Raw genomic sequence first — 20145 nt, 5'->3', positions numbered from 1 at the left:
CTAGCCGGCCAGCGGGTCGGTGACCGTGATCTTGCCGGACACGATGTCGTCGCGGACTTCCCTGACCTTGGCCACCACCTCCGGGCTGGCCGCCACCGTGCACTGCGACGCGGCCAGGTCGTCCTCCAGGGCGGTGACGCCCACGCCGCCCTCGGCCAGGCCGTAGACCTTGACCCCGCCAGCCTTGCCCGCCGCGATGTCCTTGATCGCCGCGGCCTCGGCCACGTCGACGTGCTTGAGGATGTTGTCGATGATGGTGCCGGGGCTCTGCGGGCACTGGTTCACGTCCACGCCGAAGGACTTGGCCTTGGCCGCGGCGACGGCCTCGAAGACGCCCTGGTTGCCGCCCGAGGCGGCCGCGGCGACGATGTCGGCACCCCGGCCGGTGAGTGTCTGCGCCTGGGACTTCGCCCTGACCGGGTCGCTGAACGGGTTGTTGCCGCCGACGTAGAGGGGGGTGCCCACCGCCTTGGGGTTGACGGACCTGGCGCCGGTGAAGAACGGGTCGATCCACCGGTGGATGAACGGTGAGTCGAGCGCCGCCACCACCCCGAGCTGCCCGCTCCTGGTCAGCAGTCCGGCCTCGACCCCGGCCAGGTAGGCCGCCTCGTGCTCCTTGAAGGAGACGCAGGTCAGGTTGGGCGCGGGGGTCTTGGCGCAGGAGTCGACCTGGAGGAATTGCCGGTCGGGGTGCTGCTTGGGGACCGTGGCGAAGATGTCGTCGAAGGAGAAGCTGATCCCGATGATGACCGTCGGCTTGGCGCGCACCGCCGCGTCGACGTTCTGCGCGATGCTGTTGGGATCCTTGCTCTCGTACAGCGTGAAGGCGGCACCGATCTCCTTGGCCGCGGCCTCCGCGCCCTTCACGCCGAGTTGCAGGAAGCTGTTGGTGCCGACCGGGTTCGGGGTGATGAGGATGACCGACTTCCCGGGTGCGGCCTCGGCGGTCCCGCCGGTCCCGCTCCCGGAGCCGCCGCAGGCGGTGAGCGCCAGGGAGAGCAGGACGCCGGTCGCGGCCAGGGCGGGGAGCGTGGGGGTGGTTCGCATGGTGTCGTTCTGTTCCTTCGCGTCGGTGGACGGACCACCGGCCGGGACGCACGCCCGGCTTCGCCGGAGAGCATATCTATTTATTTCCTACCTGAACAATATAGATTGTCATGCGATGTCCCCGAGCCGGGGTGCGTGGCACGGCCGCCCGCGCGCGATGCCGGCCGGGACGTGGGAGCCGGGCCCCGTTCCCGGTACGGTCCGTGAGGCGCGGGCGGCCGGGCTCGGGACACCTCAGCGGCCGCCCACCGTGGAGACGAGCCAGGGCCGCAGTACGGGCAGGACGTGCTCGGACTGCATGGCCCGCGTGTGGTCCAGCCCGTCCAGCACCCGCACGTCCCAGCCGAAGGCCTCCAGCTCCGCGCGCCGGTTCACGATCGGGCCGGCCATGCTCACGAGCACGTCCCCCCAGCGCTCGCCGTACGGTATCTCGTCCGCCGAACCCACGAAGCAGAGCCGGGGGCAGGTGATCCGCGTCTGGGCGGCCCGGTCGTCGAACCCCTGCAACGCCCGGTACAGCGTGACGAACTGCCTGGTCTGCGGCTCCGTCATCGTCACCTCCACGGAGGACCAGTCGTAGTCCTCCGCCCGGGTCTCCGGCGCCGTCCGGGTCTCCGGGGGCGCCGGGGCGCGCGAGGCCGAGGTCGCCATCTCGTGGGTCGCCGTGGTGACGCGCAGCATCTCCGCGTACGGCCCGTCGATCGGCGGGAAACCGCCCATGACGAGCGCCGAGAGCCGGTCGGTGCGGATCGCGAGCTGGAGCCCGCTCAGCGCCAGCCATGAGTACCCGTAGTAGGCGAACCGGTCGGCGCCGACGGCGTCGGCCACGGCGAGGAGATCGGCGGCGATGGCGGCGGGTGTCAGGGTGTCCGGTTTGGGGGTGGCGATGACGTGGCCTTCGTAGTCGAAGGCGACCACCCGGAAGGCGTCGCCGAGCCCCTCGATGAGGGAACGGCCCAGCGCGGGGTCCATGCCCCACTTCCGCATCTCGTCGGCCTGCGGCCCTTCGGCCGGTCGCGGGTTGACGGGGAGCAGCACGGTGGGGCCGGAGCCGTGCACCTCCACCGTGATCCTGCTTCCGTCGTGCAGTTTCGCGTCGAACATCGGGCATCTCCAGTTCTGTCTCGCCCGGCGGGCGGCGGCTAATTCCTTATGGTGTAGATCGATAGATGAATACCTTACGCCATAAGGAGTTCTGTCGGTTCCCGGTGGGAGCCGCGGAGCCCCCGGAGCGCGATGTCCCGTCCGGTGCCCCGGGGCGCCGTCACCGGCCGGTGACGGCGCCCCGGGGCCACGCCGGATCAGCCGGGCGCGTCCCTGCGGTCGGAGATGCTGTCCAGCCAGGCACGGTGCAGGCCGGCGAAGCGGCCCGCCCGCGCGACGAGCTCACCGGGCGGGCCGTCCTCCACGATCCTGCCGCCGTCCATCACCAGGACCCGGTCGGCGATCTCGACGGTCGAGAGCCGGTGCGCGATGATCAGGGCCGTCCGGTCCGCCAGGACCGTCCGCATCGCCCGCTGCACCAGCCGCTCGCCGGCCACGTCCAGGCTGGACGTGGCCTCGTCGAGGATCAGCACCGCGGGATCGGCGAGGAACGCCCGGGCGAACGCCACGAGCTGCCGCTGTCCCGCCGACAGCCGGCCGCCGTGCTTGCCGACCTGCGTGTCGTACCCCTCGGGGAGCGCCGAGACGAACTCGTGCGCGCCGACCGAGCGGGTCGCCGCCACGACCTCGGCCATGGTGGCGTCCGGCCTGCCGAACCGGACGTTGTCCGCCACCGAGCCGCTGAACAGGAAGTTCTCCTGCGTCACCATGACCACCGCGGCGTGCCGCGTCTCCTCGCCGAGGTCGCGCAGGTCGACCCCGTCCAGCAGCACCCGCCCGGCCACCGGGTCGTAGAAACGGCAGACCAGCTTGGCCAGCGTGGTCTTGCCCGCCCCGGTGGTGCCGACCAGCGCCACCGTCTGCCCGGCGGGGATCACCAGGTCGAGCCCGGGCAGCACCGGGGTGCCGTCCAGATAGGAGAACTCGACGGCCTCGAACGCGACCGCCCCGCGCGGCGACTCCAGCGTCACCGGCTCGCGCGGCTCGGCCACCGAGGGGCGCTCCTCCAGCACGCCGGAGAGCTTCTCCAGCGCCGCGCCCGCCGACTGGAACGTGTTATAGAACTGGCTGATCTCCTGCATCGGCTCGTAGAACTGCCGCAGGTAGAGCAGGAACGCGGCGAGCACCCCGACCGTGACCTCCCCGTCGATCGCCAGCAGGCCGCCGTGGAGCAGGACGGCCGCGACCGTCACGTTCCCGATCAGCTTGACGCCCGGCGAGAAGATCGCGATCAGGTGCATGCTCCGCAGGTTGGCGTCCCGGTAGTCGGCGTTCAGCCGGGAGAAGATCTCCTGGTTGCGCGGCTCCCTGCGGAACGCCTGAACCGCGCGCATGCCGGCCATCGACTCCACGAAGTGGACGATCACCAGCGCCACGGCCTCCCGGCTCCGGCGGTAGACGATGCTCGACTGACGCCGGAACCAGCGGGTGAACAGCACCAGGACGGGGAGCGGGAGCAGCGCCACCAGACCCAGGTGGACATCCAGCGCGAGCAGCAGCACCGCGGTGCCGGCCAGCGTCAGCACCGCGGTGACGAGGCCGTCGAAGCCCGACTGCAGCATCTCCGAGATGGCCTCGACGTCGGAGGTGAGCCGGGAGACGACCCGGCCCGAGGTGTACTCGTCGTGGAAGGACAGCGAGAGCCGCTGGAAGTGCCCGAAGACCCGCCGCCGCAGCTCCAGCAGGATGCTCTGGCCGATGCGGCCGGCCATCTCGATGAACACCCGCCGGGCCACCAGCTGCACGGCCGCCGCCGCCAGGATCGCCGCGACGACGGCGACCAGCGTGCCCGGCCCCCGGCCCGCGACCATGGGCGGGATGCCCGCGTCGATGCCCACCTTCACCAGGTACGGGATGGCGAGCGAGGCGGCGTTGCACGTCACGATGACCGCGACGAGGAGGGCGATCTTCCGGCGGTAGGGCCGCAGCAGGTCGCGCAGGAGCCGCCGGGACCGGCTGCGCAGCAGGAACGACACCCGCTCCGGCACCTCGTCCCGGTCCTCCGCGGCGACGCCGCGCCACCCCTGCGCTTTCTCCTTCTCCCCGGCCAGGGCCGTGTCGCTCACCGCATCACCCCCTCGGTGTCCGGGTCGGCCGAGAGCAGCGCCCGGTACTCGGGCACGTCCGCCATCAGTTCCTCGTGGCGCCCCACGTGCGCGACCGTCCCGTCCAGCAGCAGGGCCACCCGGTCGGCGAGCAGCACGGTCGAGGCCCGGTGGGCGACGACGATGCCGGTGGCGTCGCGCAGCACGTGCCGCAGCGCCTCCTCGACCAGGGCCTCGGTCTCCACGTCCAGCGCGGACAGGGTGTCGTCCAGGACGAGGATCCGGGGGCGGGTCAGGACGGCGCGGGCCAGCGCCAGCCGCTGGCGCTGGCCGCCGGACAGGGACAGGCCCTGCTCGCCGATCCTGGTCTCCAGGCCCCAGGGCAGCCGGTGGACGAACCCGGCCTGGGCGACGCGCAGCGCCGCCTCGATCTCCTCCTCGGTCGCGTCGTGCCGGCCGAGCGTGAGGTTCTCCCGGACGCTCATCGAGAACAGCGTCGGCTCCTCGAAGGCCGTGGCCACCAGCGAGCGCAGCACGGGCAGCGGCAGGTCGCGGACGTCGACCCCGTCGATCGTGACACGGCCCGCGCTGACGTCGTACAGGCGGGGGACCAGCGCGGTCAGCGTGGTCTTGCCGGACCCCGTGGCGCCCACCACCGCGACCGTCTCGCCCGGGCGGACCTCCAGCCAGACGTCGCGGAGCACCGGCTCCGCGGAGCCGGGGAAGGCGAAGCCCGCGCCCTCGAAGCGCAGGTGGCCGCGGGGGCGTTCGATCACCCGCGTGCCGCCGACGATCCCGGGCTCGGTGTCGAGCACCTCCAGCACCCGGTCCGCCGCGGTCATCGCCTCCTGGGCCAGGGTCAGGATGTGGCCCAGCGCGGAGATGGGCCAGACGAGCTGGAGCATCAGCGTGGTGAAGGCCACCAGCGTGCCCAGGGTCAGCGTGCCCGCGCCGACCGCCAGGGCGCCGAGCAGCAGCACGAGCGCGAGGGTGACGTTCGGGACGACCTCCAGGAAGGTGAAGAACCTGCCGGACAGGCGCACCTTCTCCATCGAGGTCCGGTAGACCCTGCGCGCTCCCTCGCCGAAGACACCCGAGACGTGCCGGGCGCGGCCGAACGCCTTGATCGTCCGGATGCCGGCCGCCGACTCCTCCACGACGGTGGCGAGATCGCCCTGCTCGTCCTGGACCTTGCGGGATATGGCGATGTACCTGCGCTCGAAGCGGAACGAGGTGACCACGATCGGCACCGCCGAGGCGACCACCAGCAGGCCGAGCGGCCAGTACATGTGCAGGAGCAGCCCGGTCACCGTGACGATCTGCACGGTGATCAGGACGAGGAAGAGCAGGCCGAAGCCGAGGAAGCGGCGGATCGCCGACAGGTCGGTGGTCGCGCGGGAGAGCAGCTGGCCCGACTGCCAGGAGGCGTGGAAGCCCATCGGCAGCCGCTGCAGGTGTTCGTAGAGGTCGTCGCGGATCCTGGTCTCCAGGCCCAGGACGGCGTCGGCCAGCAGCCACCGCCGCAGGAAGACCAGAAGGGCCTCCGCCGCGCCCAGCGCCAGGGCGAGCAGCGCGAGGGGGAGGACGGCGCCGTGGTCGCCCCGGGCGACGGGACCGTCGATGATCTCCCGGCCGATCAGCGGGATGACGATGGCGATCCCGACGGCGCCGAAGGCCGGTATCCAGATCAGGGCCATGCGCAGGGCGTAGGGGCGCAGGTACGATTTCAGGCGCCACAGGGAGTTCGGCCACTGGCGGGGCTGCCGGGGGGATGGTGGTTCGCGGTCGGGAGACTCCGGGTCGGTGGATGCGGTATCAGGGGGCATCGGCAGACGGCACGCTCCTTTGGGGCTCGGGTGGAGTGACGGCCGATCGTGACGTGGCAGGCCGGAGCCGCGCATCCCCCCTTCGATCGGTCTTCCGCACCACCGCCCTCGGTGGGCACCCCGCCGGATCGCCGTCACCCGCACGGCACGGGCGACGTCCCAGTTTCCGTGTCCCGGCAGCCCGGCGGCAACTGGTCTGACGGCGCCCATCGTGTAGCCGACGGGTCACATACCCCGATGACCTGCGCTGATACGCCCCTGTGCGCCTGGCCCCACCGCGTCCGGTTCCGGTCGCGCCCGGTCTCGACCGTGCCGGGGGACGGCCGCGCCCGGTGCCCACCGGCTCCGGCGGGGGCTGCCGCGGCCCGGCGACCCGACCGGGCCGCGCCCCGCCCGTTGCGCCGTGACGCCCTTACCCGATGGCGTCCTACACGGTGACGCCCGCCACCTGGACGACCGGGGCGTGCCGGACCGGGAAGTTGACCGAGCGCGCGATGAAGCAGTCCGCGTGCGCGCGCTCGTGAAGCGCGCCGGCCAGGTCCACCATGGAGGCGTCGGCGACGGTCACCACGGGGTTGAGCACGACCTCGGTGAAGTGGCCGCTGTCGCCGGGGGTCTCCACCATGCGCCCGCGGGCGAGATCCTCGTACCCGGTCACCACGACGCCGTTGCGCGCGCACAGCGCGAGGTAGGTGAGCATGTGGCACTGCGAGAGCGAGGCCACCAGCAGCTCCTCGGGATTCCAGCGCTCCGGGTCGCCCCGGAAGGCCGGGTCGGCGCTCGCCAGGATGGCGGGCCTGCCCGCGGCGAGGACGTCGTGTGACCTGTCGTAGGCGCGGTAGCCGCCGGTGCCGGAACCGGTGTTCCCGGTCCAGCGCACCGTGACCTCGTAGCCGTGCTCCTTGCCCAACGCGCTGCTCCTTTTCGATCGGTCGTGCCGGGGACGGCGCCGCCATGGCATGCGCCCGGGCGGCCTCCGCCGCGGAAAGGGACGTCCCCCTGCCCGCGGTCTCCGGGACCTCGTGGGCCGCCACCCGTACGGCAGCGGCTCGCGCCGCCTCTCCATCTGCGATGTATACCAAAGCGCCGCCGGGCGATCCGGCCGGGGGCACGGATGGAAAGGGGCGGGGCTGCCGGGGTCCCGTACGGCAGGGGCGATCGGGGGCTCAGACGGGAGGGCACGGGGCCGCCGGGGGCGCGGACGGCGGGGGACGGGACGGCCGGGAAGCCCGCGGCGCGGACGGCGGGGGGCGCGGACGGCCGGAAAAGGAGGAGCCGCGGCGGGGGGAGCGGCCGTAGGATCGGTGGTATGACCTGGCGACATTGATGCTCTACCCGAGGCCGGAGCGGCGCGTGCTGCCGCGGACCCCCGGGATGCCCCGCATCCCCAGTCCGCGCAGTCCCCGTGAGAAGGACCTCATGATCGTTTCTCTGTTCCGCGCGCCCGACGCGCGCGCGAAGCGCCTGGCCGTCACGCTCTACGCCTACACGTTTCTCGACGAGTTCGTTCTGCTCTATCCGTTCTACGCGTTGCTCTTCGCCGGCACAGGTCTGTCGACCGCCGAGATCTCCTCACTTTTCGTGATCTGGTCGGCCGCCTCCATCGTGATGGAGGTGCCCTCCGGGGTGTGGGCGGACGCGGTCTCGCGGCGCCGGCTGCTCGCCCTCGCGCCGCTGCTGACCGCCGCGGGCTACGCCCTGTGGGTGCTCGCGCCCTCCTACTGGGCCTTCGCCGCGGGCTTCGTGCTGTGGGGCACCGCGGGCGCGCTGCAGTCGGGCGCGACCGAGGCGCTGATCTACACCGAGCTCGACCGCCTGGGTGCCGCGGACCGCTACGCCGCGGTGATGGGCCGCGCCACCGCCGTCGGCGTCGGCGCCGTCATGGCGTCCATGGCCGTGGCCGCCCCGGTGTTCGCGCTGGGCGGCTACCCCCTGGTGGGGGCCGCCAGCGTGCTGGCGTGCGTGCTCGCCTCGGCCGTCGCGACGACCTTCCCCGAGCACCACGTGCCGGGCGGGGAGCCGACGTCGCTGCGCGGCCACGCCGCGATCCTGCGCGACGGCCTGCGCGAGGCGCGTGCCCACCGGCCGGTCCGGCGGGCGCTGCTCCTGGTGCCCGCGGTGACGGTCCTGTGGGGCGCGCTGGAGGAGTACATTCCGCTGCTCGCGGCGGACACCGGTGTCGCCGCGCCCATCGTGCCGCTCCTGGTGCTCCTGGTCGCCGCGGGAGGCGCGGCCGGCGGCGCGCTGGCGGTGACCGGGCGGCGTTTCACGGACCGGGCGCTCGCCGGGGTCGTCGGTGTCGGCGCCCTGGCCCTGGCCGCGGGGGCGGCCGGCGGGGCCGCGGCGGGGTTCGTCGCCCTCGCGGCGGCCTTCTGCGCCTTCCAGCTGGCGAGCGTGCTGGCCGACGTGCGGCTGCAGGAGAGCATCACGGGTCACGCCCGCGCCACCGTCACCTCGCTCGCCGGGCTGGGCACCGGCCTCGGCACCGTCCTCGTCTACGGCGCCTACGCCGCGGCCTCGGAGGTGACCGGGCACGCGACGGTCTTCACCGTCTCCGCGCTGCCGTACGCCGTCCTCGCCCTCGCCCTGTTCCTCGGCGCCTTCCGCACCCGCCGGGACGAGGCTCCGCCCCGGCCCGGCTCCGCGGCGGACGTGGCGGAAGCGGAGGATGCGACGAAAGCGAAGGATGCGGCGGAACAGGCCGGGGCGGAGCCGAGCGGGTGAGCGGCCGGCCGGGCCGTGGCGGGCCGGGCCCGGGTCAGCCGGATGCGTGGCGGGGCAGGCCGAGCTCGGCGAAGACCGGGCGGTGGTCGGTGTGGGGCAGGGAGTGGACGCCGAAGGTGTTGATCGTCATCCGGGAGTCGGCGAACACGTGGTCGATGGCCACGCCGGGGACGGGTTCCCAGCCCTGCTGCGGCCAGGTCGCGGTCAGCCCCAGCCCGGTGACGTCGGCCGCGTCCCGGTAGCCGCCGGCCAGCAGGTCGCGGACGAGCCCGTGGTCGAGGGTGGCGTTGAAGTCCCCGGCGAGCACCCGCAGTTGCCGCCCGCCGGCCCGGGGCAGCGCCTGCAGGCCCTCCGCCCAGCACTGCACCTTGTAGTCGTACCGGGGGGCGCACGGGTGGACGGAGACGACCTCGATCTCGTGGCCGCTCGGATGCTTCAGCACCCCCCGGGCCTGGCGGAACCTGCCCTTCTCGATCATCGGCTTCTCGGTGATGGGGTGTCTGGCGTAGATGGCGGACCCCCACACGCCGTCCACCGCGCGGTCAACCACGTGCGGCATGGTCGTGCGGAGCCCGGCCTCGTCCAGGCGGTCGCGGGCCGCCGGGGTGATCTCCTGGATGGCCAGCACGTCGGGGTCGAGGTCGCGCACGAGCTTCATCAGGGTCGCGGTGTCGCCCGCGCCCACGGCCAGGTTCGTGGCGAGCACCCGCAGCCGCCCGCCCGCCGCGGGCTGCTCGTCGCCGCCGAAGTGCCGGGGGAGCACGGCCGCCGCCAGCGTCACGCAGGTGACCAGGGCGACGGCCGTCGCGGCCCGGCGGCGCGACGCCAGGGCGGCGAGCAGCGGGACCGCCGAGGCCGCCGCCACGTACGGGGTGAACGCCACCAGGGGGACCCACTGCCATGCCGGGGTCCAGCCGCCGACCCTGAGCACCGCCCATACCGTGAACGGCAGCACCGGCAGCCAGACCAGCACGCTCACCCATCTCCGCCTTGGATTGATCATGAAACGGGAGCGTAACGGGCTCTTGTGCAGATTATGCGTAGATTTATTGGGTTATCGGCGGAGATATGGCTGTCAGCGACCGAGATCGTAGGCGCGGGCTATCAGCTCGTAGGAGCGGATCCGGTCCGCCGGGTGGTGCACCATCGTGGTGATCATCAGCTCGTCGGCCTCGGTGCGCTTGCGCAGGTCGTCGAGGCCCTGCCGGACCTCGCCCGGATCGCCGAGCACCACCTTGGACAGGTAGTCGTCCAGGAAGTTCCGCTCGACCGGGCTGTAGGGGTAGGCCTCGGCCTCCTCGGGCGTGGGCACGGGCTGCGGGGCGCCCCGGCGCAGCCGGATCATGGACAGCCCGCCCGAGCGGGCCAGGCGCAGCGCCTGCGCGGACGTGTCGGCGGCCACCGCGGACACGCCGATCATCGCGTACGGCCGGTCGAGCACGTCGGACGGCTCGAAGGACGACCGGTACAGCTCCAGGGCCGGGAGGGTGTTGTCCGCGCTGAAGTGGTGGGCGAACGCGAACGGCAGGCCGAGCATGCCGGCGAGCTGGGCGCTGAAGCCGCTGGAGCCGAGCAGCCAGATCGGCGGGCGGCCCGACTCGGGGGAGCGGGGGACCGCCACGACCCGCTCCAGCGGGTGCCCCTCGGGGAACGAGCCGTCCAGGAAGGCGGTCAGCTCGGCCAGTTGCTCGGGGAAGTCGTCGGCGTCCGGCCCGTGCCGGCGCAGCGCCCGCGCGGTGGCCGGATCGGTGCCGGGGGCCCGGCCGAGTCCGAGGTCGATGCGGCCCGGGTGAAGCGCGTGCAGGGTGCCGAACTGCTCGGCGACGATCAGGGGGGCGTGGTTGGGCAGCATCACGCCTCCGGAGCCCAGCCGGATCGTCGTGGTCGCCGCGGCCAGATGGGCGATCAACACCGCGGGGGAGGAACTGGCCACCGAAGGCATCCCGTGATGCTCGGCGACCCAGATCCTGTGGTAGCCCCACTCCTCCGCACGCCTGGCCAGCTCGGTGCTCGCCCGCAGGGTCTCGGTGGGGGTCACACCCGCCCCGACGACGGCCAGTTCCAGGACCGAGAGCGGGAATTCGGCGGACCCGCGCGCCACGCCACGAATGTTGTCTTCAGCCATGGACGCGGCAACCCAGGTAAACGGATGTTTATTCCGGTTGCCCCGCGGGCAGCCCCGGCCTCCGGCGGAGGTCGGCCCCTCTGAACAATGAGGGCATGAACCTGGAACTGACATATCCCGAGCCGCCGACGCCGGCCTTCCTCTTCGACCTGGACGGGACGCTCATCGACAGCGTCTACCAGCACGTGATCGCCTGGCGCTCCGCGCTGTCCGGGCTGGGCATCGACCTGCCCGTCTGGCGCATCCACCGGCGGATCGGCATGAGCGGCGGCCTGTTCGTCACCGCCCTGCTGCGGGAGACGGGGTTGTCGCTGAGCCAGGAGCAGATCGAAGACCTGCAGTGGGCGCACGCGGAGGCCTACACCGAGCAGCTCGACTCGGTCCGCCCGCTGCCCGGCGCGGCCGAGCTCCTGGCGGAGCTGACGGCCCGCAAGGTGCCCTGGGCGATCGCCACCAGCGGCCGCGCGGTGACCGCGAGCCCCGCGCTCGGCATGCTGGGCCTCCCCGACGACACGCCGATGGTCACCCGTGACCTGGTACGGCACGCCAAGCCCGACCCGGACCTCTTCCTCGCCGGAGCCGCCCTGCTCCGGATCGACCCGCGCTTCGCGATGGTCGTCGGCGACAGCGTGTGGGACCTGCTGGCCGCCCGCCGGGCCGGGGCGCTGGGGGTCGGCCTGCTCTCCGGCGGTTACGGCCGGGAGGAGCTGGAACGCGCCGCCGCCTTCCGCGTCTACGCCGACCCGGCCGACATGCTCGGACGCCTCCACGAGCTCGGCGTCCGCAGGCTCGGTGGCTAGCCTGCCGGCACGGGCTCGGAGTCGCGGAGCGGGCTGAGGCCCGAGACGACGAGGTCGGCGAGCCGGCGGTAGGCCTCGGCGTCGTCCAGGCCGGTGGCCGTCCCGATCTCGCCGCGCTGGATGGCGGCCATCACCTGCCCCACGGCGGCACCCACGAACGACGCGTCGACGGGACGCAGCTCGCCCGCCTCGACCCCCGCGGCGACCAGGTCCTGGACCCGCCTGGCCGCGACACGGGTGTTGTCCAGGTAGACCTCGCTCGCCGGTGCGAACGCGGCGAGGTCCGCGTGGAACGCCGGCGACGCCGGCCGCAACTCCTCGGCGACCGCCTCCAGGTAGTCGGCGAGCCGCTCCCGAGCGTTCTCCGACGCGGCGACCCGGGCCTCGATCCGGGCGGCGGCGCCCTTGAAGAACGCGCGCACGACGGTGACCACGATCTGCTCCTTGCTCGACGCGACGAGGTAGAGCGTGCTCTTCGAGCAGCGCAGCCGCCGGGCCAGCTCCTCGAGGCTGAACGCGGCGAAGCCCTCGGCCAGGAACAGGGCGAGGAGTTCGCCGATCATCTCCTCGCGCCGTGCGCGCGACTTCTCCGAGAGGGGTCTGGCCATACCGGGATAGTACCAGAATTGATACTTTGGTACCCATAACAGTACGAGCCTAAGGACTCCCATGCCTGCAACCCGCGTCCTGCCGACAGACGAGGCCGCCGACCTGATGGCGCTGGTCCGCGAACTCGCCCAGAAGGAACTCGCCCCCAGGGCCGCCGGGGACGAAGCCTCCGAGGCCTTCCCGCGCGACGTCTTCCGCACCCTGGGCCGGGCGGGGCTGCTCGGCCTGCCCTATCCCGAGGAGTACGGCGGCGGCGGCCAGCCCTACGAGGTGTACCTGCAGGTGCTGGAGGAGATCGGGGCCGTGTGGTCCAGCGTCGGCGTCGGGGTCAGCGTGCACGCGCTGTCCTGCTTCGGCCTGGCCGCCTTCGGCACCGAGGAGCAGCGGCGACGCTGGCTGCCGGACATGCTCGGCGGCGAGTTGCTCGGCGCGTACTGCCTGAGCGAGGCCCACGCGGGCTCCGACCCGGCGGCGATGCGCACCCGGGCCCGCCGCGAGGGCGACGAGTACGTGATCAACGGCGCCAAGGCCTGGACCACGCACGGCGGCCAGGCCGACTTCTACAAGGTGATGGCCCGGACGTCGGACGAGCGGACCGGGATCTCCTGCTTCCTCGTCCCCGCCGGCACCCCGGGGCTGGTGGCCGACCCGCCCGAGCGGAAGATGGGCCTCACCGGATCGCACACGACCACCATGCGCCTGGAGGACGTCCGCGTCCCGGTCGAGCGCCGGCTCGGCGCCGAGGGCGAGGGCCTGAAGATCGCCCTGCAGGGGCTCGACTCCGGGCGCCTCGGCATCGCGGCCGTGGCCACCGGCCTGGCCCAGGGGGCGCTCGACGCCGCGGTCGCCTACGCCAAGGAGCGGGAGACCTTCGGCAAGAAGATCATCGACCACCAGGGGCTGGCGTTCCTCCTCGCCGACATGGCCGCGGCCGTCGAGAGCGCCCGCGCCACCACCCTGCACGCGGCGAGGCTGAAGGACCGGGGCCTGCCGTTCACCAGGGAGGCGTCCATCGCCAAGCTGGTCGCCACCGACAACGCGATGAAGGTCACCACCGACGCGGTCCAGGTGCTCGGCGGGTACGGCTACACCCGGGACTTCCCCGTCGAGCGCTACATGCGCGAGGCCAAGGTCATGCAGATCTTCGAGGGCACCAACCAGATCCAGCGCATGGTGATCGGCCGGGCGCTGGCCAGGGACGACCGGGGCACCATCTCGGTGCCGGGGAAGGAACACGGCTGACGGGGCTCGACGGCACCGCGGCGATCATTCGGCGGCGGGACGATCCGCATGGACGGCGCCCGGCTGACCGGCCCTTCCCCGTAACGGGAGCCGGGTCACGCACCCCCGGTCTCGGCCTGGACATCCCCGACGGCGGGATCGCGGCCCTCCGACGCGGTCCCGCCGTCGCGCCGCTCCGGCGGCCGGCGGTTCCGGCCCCCACCGGCGTCTTCTACGGAACGGAGTGCCGAGAGCCCGTACCCGGCGGGACGGGCTCGTACCGGGCGAAGAAGTGGGCGAGTACGCGTGGCGAGCTTACGCGCTTGTAGGCGGGCGCCCCGCCGGCGCCGTCGAGGACCTTCCGCATCGTTCCGATGACGTGATCGAGATGGGCCCTGCCGTAGACACGCCGTGGCAGTGCGAGCCGCGCGCAGCTGAAATCCCTCTTCACGAGGTTTCCGGTAGCGGGATTGACCGTGGTGAGCTCGAACACTCCCGCGGACATCCGCACGCCGCCCTGCAGGTAGAGGTCTGCCGTCACCGTGATGCCCGGGTTGTCCTCCGGCGAGAGATGAGGGTAGAGAGCTGCCACGTCGACGTACACGCCGGATCCGCCAGGTGGAGTGCAGACCGTCACGCCGGCGTCGCGCAGGCCGTCATGGAGATACTCGACCTGCGCGGTGCGGTGACGAAGGTAATCCGATTCGAGTCCTTCGCGTAGCCCGACCGAGAGGGCCTGCAGATCACGCCCGGCGAGGCCGCCGTACGTCGGGAAGCCCTCGTACAACACGAGCCGCTGGCGGCATTCGTCCGCGAGATGCTCGTCGCTGACCGCGACGAAGCCGCCGATGTTCACGAGGCCGTCCTTCTTGGCGCTCATCCAGCACCCGTCCGCCAGGGAGAAGAACTCGCGGGCGACGTCCGCGACCGGGCGCCCCCGCTGGTCGTCCTGCCGCTGGGTCACCAGCCAGGCGTTTTCCGCGAACCTCGCCGCGTCGATGTATACCGGGACGCCGAATCGGCGAGCAAGTTCACGGACGCTCCGCATGTTGTCGAGCGAGACGGGTGAAGCGTAGGCGAGGTTGTTGACGACGGTCGCGACGACGGCCGCCACCCGGCCACGGTGATGTTCGAGCGCCGCCCGGAGCTTGTCGAGATCGAAATTTCCCTTGAACGGATGCGGGTGGTCGTAGTCCCACGCGATGTCGGCCAGCAGATCGACGGGAAGCCCGCCCCGCTGTTCGACATGGGTACGGGTCGTGTCGAAGAGCGTATTGCTGAGCACGATGTCACCCGGTTTGACGAGGCTCTCCATCACCAGGTGTTCTCCCGCGCGGCCCTGATGCACCGGTACGACATGTTCGTATCCGGTGATGTCCCGAACCGTCCGTTCGAAGACGTCGTAGCTGCGCGAGCCCGCGTATGTTTCGTCGCCGAGCATCAGCGCGGCCCACTGGGCGTCGCTCATGGCTCCCGTGCCGCTGTCCGTCAGGAGATCGACATAGATGTCCTGGGACTTGAGGTAGAACGGGTTGTAGCCGGCCTCCCTCAGCCGCGCCTCCCGCTCGGCCTTCGATGGAAGCCGGATGGATTCGATGACTTTCGCCCGGTACGGTTCCGGGACGTGTTCCCAGGACACCTGCCCGCGTCGATCGCTCATTCGTTTTTCCCATCTCATATGTGCGCTGAGACCAACAGGTGCATGACATGGCTGCCGCCGGATCCGAGACCGCGCGGCGCCAAGGAAAAGAAGGCCGGTTGAACGGGGGAGCGGGCACGGCGGCGGTCGTCCCGGCTCATCCCGCACACGGACTCCGCCTCCGTTCCGTCGGCCCCCGTCGGCCCACGCCGTCGTCAGGGGAGGCAGTGCGGATACCCGGGAGGCGGCCCTGCCCGGAGTTCTCTGCGCATGCCGGGGGTTCCAATCGGCTACTCCGATGCAGGTGAGTTCTCTCGCGGTTCGCGTGGCCATGTTCCGGCGGCGTCATTGGAAATCGCCAGGAGACCGTTCTGCGCATTCTTGGACTTCTCTAGTGACCGTCCGGCGCTCCGGTTATGTCCACGACGGCCGGGGCGACTACGTATTTCGCGTGGGGTGCGTCGCGGCCGGCTCTGTGACGATGCCGCATGCGGACGGTGTTGAACTGCCCGGGCTTTCCATATCCGAGGTCTGTTCTGTTCCCGGTCGGCCGGTGCCCCCGCTCGATTGCCGCGCGCCCCACATGAAAAACGCCGGAGAGATCACATGTCACAGTCGCCGCCTCCGGGCGATCCGCTGCGCCTGCTCGGAGAACGTCTCCGCGGCTCCCTGACCGTCGCTCCGCATGCCCTTGAGAACGTGTCCCGGGACTTCGGCCGTCTCGTCAGAAGCCGGCCTGCCGCAGTGGTCCGGCCGCACGACGTCGACGACGTCATCACAGTGGTGAAATTCTGCCGGGAGCGCGGGATCCCCGTCGCGCCACGCGGTCAAGGGCATTCGCTCGGAGGCCAGTCGCAGGTCACCGGGGGCATCGTGCTGGAGACGGGCGGGCTCTCCGCCGTCCACTCCCTGGAGAAGGACCGCGTCACCGTCGGTGCCGGAATCCTGTGGGACGAAGTGGTCGACCGGACTCTTCCCCATGGTCTCACGCCTCCGGTGCTCACGGACTTCCTGGGGATCAGCGTCGGCGGAACGCTGTCCATGGGGGGAATCGGCGGCAGCGCCTTCCGGCACGGGCTGCAGATAGACAACACCTTGGAAGTGCAGGTCGTCACCGGCGCAGGCGAACTGGTCACCTGCTCCCGATCGATCCGGAAGGATCTGTTCGAGGCGGTGCTCGGCGGGCTCGGCCAATGTGGGATCATCGTGCGGGCGACCGTCCGCCTCGTGCCGTCGCCCACACACGTGCGCGTATACGAACTCTCCTACGACCGGGTGGCGGACCAGCTCTCGAATCACATGATCGCCGTTGATGACGGTCGGGCCGACTACGTTCTCGGTCTGGCGCTCCCGGGTGACGGTGGATCGCGATGGAATCACCGCCTTCAGCTGGTCTCCTTCGTCACGCCCTCCGCCCGCCCGGACGATGACCACGTCCTGGCAGGGCTGGACACCGCTCCCGGTTCGGTGTCCGTTGTCGAGATCCCCTACCGTGACTGGGCGATGAGGATGGGGCCGCAGATGGCCGAGATCGAGGAGAAAGGTCTCCGTGAGCGCTCCCACGCGTGGAGCGACATCTTCGTGCCGGCCTCCGAGATCCGGGGTTTCGCCGCCGAGGCCCTGGCCGAGGTCAGCCCGGGAGAGGTCGACCATTACTTTCCCGTGCTCTTCTACGCCCTTGACAGGAGACGGCTCGGGCTTCCCCTGTTCCGCGTGCCCGAGCAGGAAAACAGGTGTTTCCTGTTCGGCATCCTGAAATCAGTGGAAAGGGATTTCTCGGAGATCGCGATCGCCCATAACAGATCCCTGTACGAACGAGCCAGGAAGTGGGGTGGAACGCATTACCCGAATGCTCCCCTGATACTGTCCGGAGATCAGTGGAGGGATCGATACGGATCGGCATGGGAAGAATTCTCTGATGCGAAGAGGAGATACGACCCCGGCGGCATCCTCACGCCGGGCCCCGGAATATTCTGATGCCGTCACCGTATTCCGGCACCCGCGGTGACGAACCGGGGGCCCGCGCGTAACGGCGGAAGTCTCCGATGCCCGTCCGGCCACACTGGGAAAATGGTGCACACGATTTATGGAAGAACGCCTCGCCGACCTTGGGAAAGGAATATCCGTCGCCGGTCCCCGCTCCCTGCCCGGACCGCGGAAGGGAGACGGCGACGAGGTGCTCGGCGAGCCCGCCCGGTTCTTCGGGCGGCGGGATGAAATCCTGCTCTTCTCGGAGTACGCGCGGAGCGTCCGATCGGGATGGGCCAGGGCGGTGCTCATAGAGGGCGAGGCGGGGATCGGGAAGACATCCCTCATCAACAGGTTGCTTCAGGACCTGGGGGATTTCCTGGTGTTGCAGGCCACCGGGGACAGGACCGAGACGGACCTTCCGTTCGGAGTCATCGGCCAGCTGACCAGGAACGTGCCGGATGCTTGGCTCGCGGAATTCCCGCTCCTCGGGAGGGGCGCCCTTTTCCCATCCTCCGGGGACAGCACCTCGCCGTTCTCGGTCGGGGCCCAGTTCATTCGCCTGCTGGACGAGCTCCAGGCGGCGAGACCGGTGGCCGTCGTCGTCGACGACATGAGCTGGACCGACGAGTTGTCGCAGCGAGTTCTGGCTTTCGTGATGCGACGCCTCTGGGCCGACCGCGTCCTCCTCGTCTTCGCCCTGAGGACCGAAGAGGCGGCCCTCCCGAGGAGCGCGTGCGACTGGCGGCGACTGATACTCGGTGTTCCGAACGGTCATCGTCTGGTGCTGGACGCTCTTTCCCTGGAAGATGTCGTGGAGTGGGTGGAAGGGAGCGCCGGAGGACATTCTCCCCCGCCGGGGACGGCGGAGCGCCTGCACCGGATCACGCACGGGCATCCCCTGTATCTCCAGACGGTCCTGGCGGAAACAGCCGCCCCGCGCCTCGCGGTCGCGCCGGGTCTCGTTCCCGTGCCGCAGCCTTTGTCGGCTGCCCTGCGCCATCAGTTCGAGATTCTGCCGGCGGACTCCAGAGCCCTCCTCGAAGCGCTCGCTGTCCTGGACGGCTGGGCCCCGCTCAGGTTCGCGGCCCGTCTGTCGGGTGTGGAAGACATGTCGGCCGCCGTTCAGCCCCTGGTCGACGCGGGTATGGTCCGGCACCGTTCCGACGGTCTGATACGTCACGTGTCGCTTCGGCACGCACTCCAGCGGGACGTGATTCTGAGCGCGACCCCCGCGCGCCGGCTGCGGGAACTGCACGCTGCGGCGGCTCCCCTGGTCGACAGCACGTCCAGCTGGAGGCACAAGGTCGCCGCCGCCGCGGGAGCCTCGCCTCGTCTCGCCTCGGATCTGGAGCAGGCCGCCACGGAGGCGATCGAGGCCGGCGACATGGAGCGCGCCGCGACCTACCTTCTCTGGGCCGCGGACCTCGTCGGCGCGCGGGAGCAGCGTGAGCGGCTGCTGCTCACCGCCGCCGCCTACCTGATATGGCTCGACAAGTTCTCACGGGTGGAGCCGCTGATGCATGAAGTGCGTTCGTGCGGGCCCACACCTCTGCGTGACCTGGTCGTCGCCGCCTTTGCGATCTCTCAGGGCGCCCCCGCCGCGTCGGAACGCCAGATGGCGCGAGCGATGGAATCGGCCGAGGCGGTTCCGGGCATGGACTGGGCCGCGGCCATGGCAGGTGTCTGGCTGGGAACACACTGTGTCATCGAGGGGCGGGGAGAGGAGGCCGCGCGCTTCTCCCGGCACGTTCTGCGCATGAACTCGACGGGCCGGCACTTCACCCGTCGCGCCAAGATCAACTTGGTGTACAGTTCCGGTTTTCGGGGAGCCCGGACCGCTCTCCGGCAGCTGGAGGACGTCTACGCCCCGGCAGGCCGCTCGGAGGTGGACTCCGAAGCGGACCGGCTCATGTGGCGCGGCATCTACCGCGCCCTGTCGGGAGAGTTGCGCTCCGGTGAGAAGGACATCGTGGCCGGCCTGGAGCTCGGGAAGATCGCCGGACTGTCCATGCTTGACGAATTCGGACAGGTCCACCTCGGTCTCGTCCGGTATCTGTCCGGTGTGTGGGACGAGGCGATGATCAGCGCCCGGAACTCCATCGTCGTCCAGTCGGCTGAGGGCAGGCCATGGCTCTACGCACACTCGTACGGATTGCTCGCGTGTGTTCACGCGGGCCGCGGCGACGTGGTCTCAGCGCGCAGGTACGCCCGGATCGCCGATGAGTCCCTCCTCGGCGTGAGCTGCCTGGCCTGGCCCGTCATCGCGAAGGCCACCATCTCCCAAGCCGCGGGTGACCACCGGTCGATGCTGGACGCCCTGCGTCCCCTGCTCGACGTACCCGACACCGCGGGGCAGCGGCTGCTGGAACTGTGGTGGGTTCCCCTGCACGCGGAGGCGCTCATCGAGTGCGACCGGAGGGCAGAGGCGGAGAAGGCCATGGAGCATCTGAAGTCGCTCGCCGCGGAGACCCCCTATCTCCGCCTTCCGGAATCCTGGTTGCACGGCAGGCTCATGGAGAGGAGCGGTGATCGCCAGGCCGCCATGCGCCTTTACGAGACCGCCGTGAAGAGCCCGGTGCGCGCGGACGAGAACCCGATTCATCGCGCGTCCGCCGAGCACAGTTACGGTGCGGCTCTGCTCGCCGCCGGTGAGAGGGGTGAAGGGCGCACATGGCTGACCACGGCGCGCGACCGGTTCATGGCGATCACCGCGTTCCCGTTCGCCCGGCGGTGCGAGGGGCTGCTCGCGGAAGGGGAGCACTTCGAATCGTCTCAGGCCGACAAACTTGAGGGGATGACGGAGCGCGAACGCCATGTCGCGCATCTCGTGGGCAACGGCCTGACCAATAAGGAGATCGCAGCCGAACTCTTCATCAGCATGCACACCGTCGACTATCACCTGCGAAACATTTACGGAAAGCTGGGGATCAACAGCCGCCGGCGGCTGCGGGATCACATGCAGGGCGTCGGCAGCCGCCCGGCCCTGTCCTGACCACGCGGTGACGGCGGCCGGGCCGCCGCCCGGCCGGTGGTC

Annotated in this window: 14 protein-coding genes; 5 read left to right on the top strand and 9 right to left on the bottom strand. The window is 71.0% G+C overall.

Going from position 1 to position 20145, the window contains the following annotated elements; translation table 11 throughout:
- From ABD841_RS20460 to ABD841_RS20440, 5 genes are all read right to left on the bottom strand, one after another.
- The gene (locus ABD841_RS20460; RefSeq protein ID WP_344973990.1) at positions 1-1047 is read right to left on the bottom strand and encodes a BMP family ABC transporter substrate-binding protein; all 1047 of its coding nucleotides are present in this window, start codon (positions 1045-1047) and stop codon (positions 1-3) included.
- A gap of 234 nt (positions 1048-1281) precedes the next feature.
- Positions 1282-2151, bottom strand: a complete 870-nt coding sequence (locus ABD841_RS20455) for an alpha/beta fold hydrolase (protein ID WP_344973987.1) — start codon at positions 2149-2151, stop codon at positions 1282-1284.
- 197 nt (positions 2152-2348) lie between these two features.
- A complete protein-coding gene (locus tag ABD841_RS20450) occupies positions 2349-4217 on the bottom strand; it encodes an ABC transporter ATP-binding protein (RefSeq protein WP_344973984.1) in 1869 nt (622 codons plus the stop codon).
- A complete protein-coding gene (locus ABD841_RS20445; RefSeq protein WP_344973981.1) occupies positions 4214-6022 on the bottom strand; it encodes an ABC transporter ATP-binding protein in 1809 nt (602 codons plus the stop codon). The genes ABD841_RS20450 and ABD841_RS20445 overlap by 4 nt, the downstream gene beginning before the upstream one ends.
- Before the next feature lie 427 nt (positions 6023-6449).
- Entirely contained in the window at positions 6450-6932 is a 483-nt protein-coding gene (locus ABD841_RS20440) for an OsmC family protein (protein ID WP_344973978.1), read from the bottom strand.
- Positions 6933-7441: 509 nt separating this feature from the next.
- Here ABD841_RS20440 and ABD841_RS20435 point away from each other — a divergent pair.
- Positions 7442-8746 (top strand): MFS transporter, encoded by a 1305-nt coding sequence (locus ABD841_RS20435; protein WP_344973975.1) that lies wholly within the window; start codon positions 7442-7444, stop codon positions 8744-8746.
- Positions 8747-8780: 34 nt separating this feature from the next.
- On the opposite strand, the gene ABD841_RS20430 is transcribed toward ABD841_RS20435, so the two are convergent.
- Both ABD841_RS20430 and ABD841_RS20425 read right to left on the bottom strand, forming a co-directional pair.
- A complete protein-coding gene (locus ABD841_RS20430; protein ID WP_344973973.1) occupies positions 8781-9749 on the bottom strand; it encodes an endonuclease/exonuclease/phosphatase family protein in 969 nt (322 codons plus the stop codon).
- A 72-nt stretch (positions 9750-9821) separates the two neighbouring features.
- Entirely contained in the window at positions 9822-10847 is a 1026-nt protein-coding gene (locus ABD841_RS20425) for an LLM class flavin-dependent oxidoreductase (protein ID WP_344973971.1), read from the bottom strand.
- A 119-nt stretch (positions 10848-10966) separates the two neighbouring features.
- Here ABD841_RS20425 and ABD841_RS20420 point away from each other — a divergent pair, with 119 nt between their 5' ends.
- Positions 10967-11671: an HAD family hydrolase gene (locus tag ABD841_RS20420; protein ID WP_344973968.1), complete on the top strand. Its 705-nt coding sequence runs from the start codon at positions 10967-10969 to the stop codon at positions 11669-11671.
- On the opposite strand, the gene ABD841_RS20415 is transcribed toward ABD841_RS20420, so the two are convergent.
- Positions 11668-12279, bottom strand: coding sequence for a TetR/AcrR family transcriptional regulator (locus ABD841_RS20415; protein WP_344973965.1), 612 nt, complete (start codon positions 12277-12279; stop codon positions 11668-11670). The genes ABD841_RS20420 and ABD841_RS20415 overlap by 4 nt on opposite strands.
- Positions 12280-12340: 61 nt before the next feature.
- Between ABD841_RS20415 and ABD841_RS20410 the strand changes: the two genes are divergently transcribed.
- The gene (locus tag ABD841_RS20410; RefSeq protein ID WP_344973962.1) at positions 12341-13522 is read left to right on the top strand and encodes an acyl-CoA dehydrogenase family protein; all 1182 of its coding nucleotides are present in this window, start codon (positions 12341-12343) and stop codon (positions 13520-13522) included.
- Positions 13523-13733: 211 nt separating this feature from the next.
- Here the strand turns inward: ABD841_RS20410 and ABD841_RS20405 are convergent, their stop codons facing one another.
- Entirely contained in the window at positions 13734-15161 is a 1428-nt protein-coding gene (locus ABD841_RS20405) for a tryptophanase (protein ID WP_344973959.1), read from the bottom strand.
- 585 nt (positions 15162-15746) lie between these two features.
- Here ABD841_RS20405 and ABD841_RS20400 point away from each other — a divergent pair.
- Together ABD841_RS20400 and ABD841_RS20395 are read left to right on the top strand one after the other, a co-directional pair.
- The gene (locus tag ABD841_RS20400) at positions 15747-17117 is read left to right on the top strand and encodes an FAD-binding protein (RefSeq protein WP_344973956.1); all 1371 of its coding nucleotides are present in this window, start codon (positions 15747-15749) and stop codon (positions 17115-17117) included.
- Between the two features lie 199 nt (positions 17118-17316).
- Entirely contained in the window at positions 17317-20103 is a 2787-nt protein-coding gene (locus ABD841_RS20395) for a helix-turn-helix transcriptional regulator (protein WP_344973954.1), read from the top strand.
- Positions 20104-20145: the final 42 nt, after the last annotated feature.

Origin of the sequence: Streptosporangium fragile (assembly GCF_039534445.1) — a bacterium.
Lineage (GTDB): Bacteria > Actinomycetota > Actinomycetes > Streptosporangiales > Streptosporangiaceae > Streptosporangium > Streptosporangium fragile.
This window is presented reverse-complemented; position numbering and strand designations above follow the sequence as displayed.